The sequence below is a fragment of the Geomonas sp. genome, assembly GCF_035254065.1.
Lineage (GTDB): Bacteria > Desulfobacterota > Desulfuromonadia > Geobacterales > Geobacteraceae > Geomonas.
In genome coordinates, this window is sequence record NZ_DATFBA010000152.1 from 1 (window position 1) to 6,476 (window position 6,476).

4 protein-coding genes and 1 pseudogene are annotated in these 6,476 nt (G+C 61.3%); 2 read left to right on the plus strand and 3 right to left on the minus strand.

The features are described 5' to 3' along the window. Positions 1-954, plus strand: a 954-nt coding sequence (locus VJ604_RS07355; protein WP_324081167.1) for a DUF3443 family protein, incomplete at its 5' end; no start/stop codon positions are given. 189 nt (positions 955-1,143) lie between these two features. Beyond that, positions 1,144-2,637 carry a S10 family peptidase gene (locus tag VJ604_RS07360; RefSeq protein ID WP_324081169.1) on the plus strand — a complete coding sequence of 498 codons (1,494 nt, stop codon included), beginning with the start codon at positions 1,144-1,146 and terminating at the stop codon, positions 2,635-2,637. Between the two features lie 201 nt (positions 2,638-2,838). Here the strand turns inward: VJ604_RS07360 and VJ604_RS07365 are convergent, their stop codons facing one another. The 3 genes and pseudogenes from VJ604_RS07365 to VJ604_RS07375 form a co-directional block, all read right to left on the minus strand. Next, entirely contained in the window at positions 2,839-4,797 is a 1,959-nt protein-coding gene (locus VJ604_RS07365; protein ID WP_324081171.1) for a (Fe-S)-binding protein, read from the minus strand. 176 nt (positions 4,798-4,973) lie between these two features. Further along, entirely contained in the window at positions 4,974-6,281 is a 1,308-nt protein-coding gene (locus tag VJ604_RS07370; protein ID WP_324081173.1) for an FAD-binding protein, read from the minus strand. A gap of 16 nt (positions 6,282-6,297) precedes the next feature. After that, positions 6,298-6,476: pseudogene (locus VJ604_RS07375) on the minus strand (electron transfer flavoprotein subunit beta); the annotation flags it as partial.

Genomic DNA, 6,476 nt, shown 5'->3' on the forward strand with positions numbered 1-6,476 from the left:
AGCACCGGGCTGCGCGTTTTCAGCTCCGCCATCCCCAACCTGACCCTGCCCGGCATCGCTGCCGGCGGCGGGTCGCTGGCGGGATGCGTGCAGTTCGCCGACGGCTCGTCGCTTTGGGGACCGATCAAGATGGCGAGCGTCCAGGTAGGGGGCGAACCGGCAGTGCTGGTGCCTATCCAGGTGATCGATTCCAGCTTCGGAGGAACCCGCCCTGCGGGCTGCGCCAACGCAGATCCCACCCCGGTCTCCGCCGGGTTCAACGGCATCCTCGGCGTGGACGTCTTCGCCCAGGACTGCGGCCCAGGCTGTGTAAGCACCGCTAACAACGGCTTGTATTACAGCTGCTCCGGTGGCACCTGCACCGGCACCATCGTCCCCACCGCCAACCAGGTGGCCAATCCCATAGCCAGCCTCCCGGTGGACAACAACGGCATCATGATCCAGCTGCCGCCGGTCCCGGCTGGAGGGGCACCCTCCATCACCGGCAGCCTGCTCTTCGGCATCAACACCCAGGCCAACAACACCGCCGGAACCGTCACCGTCATCCCGGAAGATAACACCGGCGAATTCAGGACCCTCTACCCCAACGCTAATACCAGCAATAGGAGTTTCGTGGACACCGGCTCCAACGCCCTCTTCATCCCGAACCTGAACCCGTCCGTGCTGCCGCTTTGCGCTGCCCCGAACCAGGAGTGGTATTGCCCGCCGGTCACCAGGGCAGTGCTTGCCACCGTCACCGGCTTCAATGGATCTCCTGCCCTTGATGTCCCGTTCACCGTGGGCAACTTCATCACGGAGGTAAGCACCGGCAACAGCGTCTTCAGTGACGTTGCCGGCAACTCCACCTTCGGCTTCGACTGGGGGCTCCCCTTCTTCATGGGTCGAAACGTTTATCTCGGCTACCAGCAGAAAAACGTGCCCACCCTCGGAACAGGTCCCTTCGTTGCTTTCTAGCCCATGCTAACAAGGTCAACGTGCCCCTCCCTCCCCGCAAGGGGAGAGGAGGGGTTAGCATATGTGGTGCAGGAATCTGCTGCAAAAGAGAGAATGACTGTGATGAGCGATTGTCGTGGAGGTGCTTCTTTGTTGCGAATGGTACTTGCGGTGAGCTTACTGGTGGCAGGATCGCTGTTTCCCTTCCCGTTGTCCGCAGCATCGGATCAACCCTCCGGGAAAGCCTCGACGGAAGAAACGAAAAGAGAGCCGAGCAAGGAACGCGTCCCGACTTCGCAATCCAAGACCTTTATCACCCGGCACCAAGTAAGGATCGACGGCAAGGAGCTCTCCTACACGGCGACCGCGGGTGAACTTCCCATTCAGACCGAGGCTGGTGAAACCGAAGCGCGGATGTTCTACGTCGCCTACCAGGCCGAATCGAAGGAGCGCTCCAAACGCCGTCCTCTGCTTTTCGTCTTCAATGGAGGTCCAGGAGCGGCATCGGTCTGGCTGCACCTGGGGGCCCTCGGTCCCAGGCGGGTGCAGATGCTGCCGGACGGCAACATGCCACCCCCCCCCTTCCACCTGGTCGATAACGCCTACAGCTGGCTGGATCTCGCGGACCTGGTATTCGTGGACCCGGTGGGAACCGGCTACAGCAGGGCAGAAAAACCTGATCTCGCCAAGAATTTCGCCACCGTACGGGGGGACATCGAATCCCTGGGGAGCTTCGTCAGGCTGTACCTGACGCGCAACGACCGCTGGGGTGCGCCGCTGTTTCTGGTCGGCGAAAGCTACGGCACCTTCCGCGCCGCCGGCCTCTCCGATTTTCTGTTGGAACACGGCATCGCCTTAAGCGGGATGATCGAGGTCTCGATGGTCCTCAACATGCAGACCATATCCTTCGACAACGGCAACGACCTGCCGTATCAGCTGTTCCTCCCCAGCTACACGGCCACCGCCTGGTACCACAAGAAACTCGATCCCGACCTGCAGGCGGACCTCGACAAGACGCTGTCGGCTGCCGAGCAATGGGCTGCCGGGGAATTCCAGGACGCGCTGAACAAGGGAGACCGGCTTTCCGCAGCAGAGCGTCAGGCCGTGGTGGCCAAAATGGCCCGCTTCACCGGTCTTAGCCCTTCCTTCATCGACAACCGTAACCTGCGCATCGACCAGACCACCTTCGCACGGGAACTGCTGCGCGACAGCAGGCGGATCACCGGTTGGATGGACAGCCGCCTTACCGCGGCCGACGTGGATCCCTCGGCTCAGCGCGGTTTCGACCCGACCGTCACCACCATCCGTCCCCCCTTCACCTCGGCCATGAACAGCTACCTGCGTGACGAACTCGGCTACCAATCCGATCACGAGTATTTCACCTTGGGCGGCGGTGTTGGGCGCTGGGACTGGGAGGCTAAGAACAGTTACGCGGACACCAGCGACAACCTGCGAAACGCCCTGGCGAAGAACCCGTACATGAAGGTGATGGTTGCCTCCGGACTGTTCGACCTGGCCACGCCGCACTTCGCCGCCGAGTACACCCTGGCCCATCTCGGCCTCACACCTGCACTTCGCAGGAACATCACCGAGCGCCGCTACCGCTCCGGCCACATGATGTACCTGGACAGCAACGCCCTGATACAACTCAAATCCGACGTTGCCGACTTCATCACCCAAACCTTGAAGGAGCAGGCGAAGTAACTGGCGGCGACTGAAATTAGCTGAAAATGTCTGCTGAGCGTGAAACCCGTTCGTGCTGAGCCTGTCGAAGTGCGAATTGCGGACGCCAAGCCTCATCAGCTTATCAAGCCGTATCAGTTCCACTTCACCCTTCGACAGGCTCAGGGCGAACGGCTTTTCGATATCCTACCAGGGTGACTGACTTCCTTTTGATCGTTCCTTCTACTTCAGCCCCAGCGCGGCGACCTCGGCAATATCCCTTACCTGGACGGCACTTCCGCTAAACTCCTTAACGCCGTCCTCGAACATGGTCATGCAGAACGGGCAGCTCACGCAGATGGTGGAAGGCTCCTGCTCCAGGGCCTCCTTGACGCGGTTCCGGTTGATCGGCGTTCCTTCGTGCTCCTCCAGCCACATCCTGCCGCCACCTGCTCCGCAACAGAAGGCGTTCTCCCTGGTTCGCGCCATCTCCCTCACCGGCTTTCCGGTCACTTCGCTGATGACTCCACGCGGCGCATCATAGACCCCGTTGTGCCTGCCGAGATAGCAGGAGTCATGAAAGACCACGCTCCCCACCCCTTCCGACTGCTGGGCGAGCCTCAGTTCCCCCTGATCTACCAGGTTCTTGATGAACTCACTGTGATGCACGACGTCCAGTTCGATGCCGTACTGCCTGAAGTCGTTCTTCAGAGTATTGAAGCAATGCGGACACTGGGTAATTACCTTGGTGATCCCTTTCGATTGGAACTGCTGCACACTCTCGCGCGCCATCATATCGAAGAGGTACTCGTTCCCCAACCGGCGGACACTTTCCCCGCAGCACTTCTCCTCTTTCCCTAAAATGCCGTAGGAAACGCCGGCTGCGTCCAGCACCCTGGTCAGCGCGGTGGTGACCTGCTTGTTCCTGGCGTCGAAGGCACCGGAACAGCCGACGAAGAGAAGGTACTCGGTTAGTCCCGCCTCGAAAGCAGGGACCTTCAGCTGCGAGGCCCACTTGCCGCGCTCCGCAGGCGCCATCCCCCAGGGATTGGAGCGCTGCTCCATGTTCTCGAACAGGTTCAGAAGCTCTTCCGGGAAACGCGCCTCCATCTGGACCAGGTGTCTGCGCATCTTCACGATTTTAGGGAGGTGCTCGATGAAGACGGGGCACGATTCCATGCAAGCGCTGCAGGAGGTGCAACTCCACAGGGCTGACTCGCTGCAGTTGCCACTTCCGTCCTCGCCGATCAGGGAGGCGCCTTGTTCGGATTTGGTCCGCGGCCTGCCATTCAGAAGGAGGTTCTCCTTGATGGCATGGATCACCAGCCGCGGGTTCAGCGGTTTCCCTGTGCTGGCAGCAGGACAGGAGTTCTGGCAGCGGCCGCATTCCGTGCAGGAGAAGGAATCGAGCAGATCCTTCCAGCTCAACCGGTCGACACTGGTTGCTCCATAGGCATTCCCCTCCTCGAACCGTTCGCGTGGCTGGCAGTTGGGTATCTCGAGGCTGCGCAGAAAGACGTTGGGGATGGCGGTCAGGATGTGCATATGCTTGCTGTAGGGAAGAAAGTTCATGAAGCTGAGCAGCAGCACGGCATGGCCCCACCAGCAGGCTGCATGCACACCGTGCAGATCGGCTGGTACCACACGCCCCAGCACCTTGGCCACTGCACTGGAAACCGGCAGGGTTGCGCTGGCCGGCATCATGCCGAGCGCGATCTCCGCGCCGTGCACCCCGAAATAGGCCACCATCAGCCCGGCGATCATGGTGAGGATAAGGAAGGCCTCGAAAGTACGAGCTCCTTCGTAGGGGGGATTGAAGATCCTGCGAAGGCAGGCCACCACAACCGCGGCCAGAGCCGCCAATGAGCAGAGCTCGAACAGCAAGGAGAGCGCACCGTGGAGAGGCTCAGGAAGGCGCGCGAACGAGATGCCGGGGAAGAGCCCGGAGACCAGGAACTCTCCGTTGGCGAGGGCAAGAACCAGAAAGGCCCAAAAAATAACGCCGTGGTTGATTCCGAAAGGACCGCTCACGACACGTTTTTGACCAAAGGCGAAAACCAGGGCATCCTTCAACCGGCTCACTGGTCGATCGAAACGGGGCTCGCCGGTGCCAACGGTGACGAGGGCAAGACGGCGGTAGCAGCTGAAGGCGAAGGCGGCCAGAGAGCCGGCAAGAAGAACGGCAAAAATCGATTGCTGCATACGTAGAAATTCCTCCCTCAATAAACTCGTGTGAGTCTCTGCGCGGAAGGAGTTCCCCCTCCCTAGCCCTCCCCCTTCGGGAGAGGGGACTTTCTGACAATGGACTTGGGGTGAGCAGCGCCCACCTTCGCCGAGATGGCCGGTGCACACGAACCATCTCCAGGACGTCCCAGGTATTACCGCGCTTCTTTTAGCTCCCTGAGCCGCCCGGTTAGCACCGGCACCACCTGAAAAAGGTCGCCGACGATGCCGAAGGTGGCGACTTCGAAGATCGGCGCCTCCCGATCCCTGTTGATGGCGATTATGACGTCGGAATCCTGCATCCCAACCAGGTGCTGGATGGCACCGGAGATGCCGCAGGCGATGTAGATCTTCGGCCGTACCGTCTTCCCGGTCTGCCCCACCTGGCGGTCCTGCGGCAGCCACCCTGCGTCAACCGCGCTGCGGGAACCGCCGACCACGCCACCGAGCAGATAGGCCAGCTCTTCCAGCATGCCGAAGTTCTCCTTGGCCATCATGCCGCGCCCGCCGGAGACGATGAACTCGGCGCCGGCCACGTCCACCTTGTCCTTGCCGGCCTTGTCGGTGATGACTTCCAGCACCCGGGTGAAGATGGAGGACTCGGGTATGGTGAAATGCTCTTCGATGACGCGGCCGGTTGCACCGGAGCGTCGCTCGGGCATGGGCATGACGTGCGGGCGAACCGTCGCCATCTGTGGGCGGAAGCGATCACACATGATGGTGGCCATGATGTTGCCGCCGAAGGCGGGCCGCGTCTGCATCAGGTTGCGCTTCTCGTCGATGTCCAATCCCGTGCAGTCCGCGGTGAGGCCGGTCTTGACGCGGGTGGCCACCGCTCCAGCTAGGTCGCGCCCCATACCGGTGGCCCCCATCAGCACCACCTCAGGCTTGTGCTTGTCGATCAGGTGACACATGGCGTCGAGGTACGGCTCGGTGCGGTACAGACGGAAGACAGGATCGTTGATGACAATCGCTTGATCGGCGCCGTAGCTGAAGGCGTCGTTGGCAAGATGGGATATCTTGTCGCCGATGATGACGGCGGTGAGCTCGACCCCCAGCTTCTCAGCGAGCTCGCGTCCAACGCCGGTCAATTCCCAGGAAACACGGGCCACTTCGCCTGAGTTTTGCTCGATGAAGACCCAGACACCACGGTAGGCGCCGACCCTGCGACGGCGCTCAAGTTCTTCCTCGTCCAGATCCTCTTCGCCCTTGCCGGAAAGCCGGGCCAGGATCTCCAGCTCTTTTGCGGTGTAGAACATCTCCAGCGCGCCGGCAGGGCAGACCTTTACGCACTTCAGGCAGCCGATGCATCTTTCAACCACGATGATCGGCTCGCCCCCCTCACTCATCTCGACGCCGTCCACCGGGCAGGCGCTCTGACAGCGGGCACCACAGGCAACACATCTGCCGGTTAGCACCCGCGCCTTACCGCGCGGTTTCTTCACGTTCTCCACATCTTTCATTTGGTCACCTTTAGATCTATACGGCCAACATATCGCCACTGATCAGGCGATCGACCAGCAGATGGGCGGCTGCAACGGGATCGTTAAGGCCGTCACCGATGATCTCGCCTTCCGCCCGCTCGGGAGAGAAGATGCGGCTCACCCAGGTCGGCGAGCCTTTCAGCCCTACGCTGTTCACGTCGAGCTGCAGTTCCT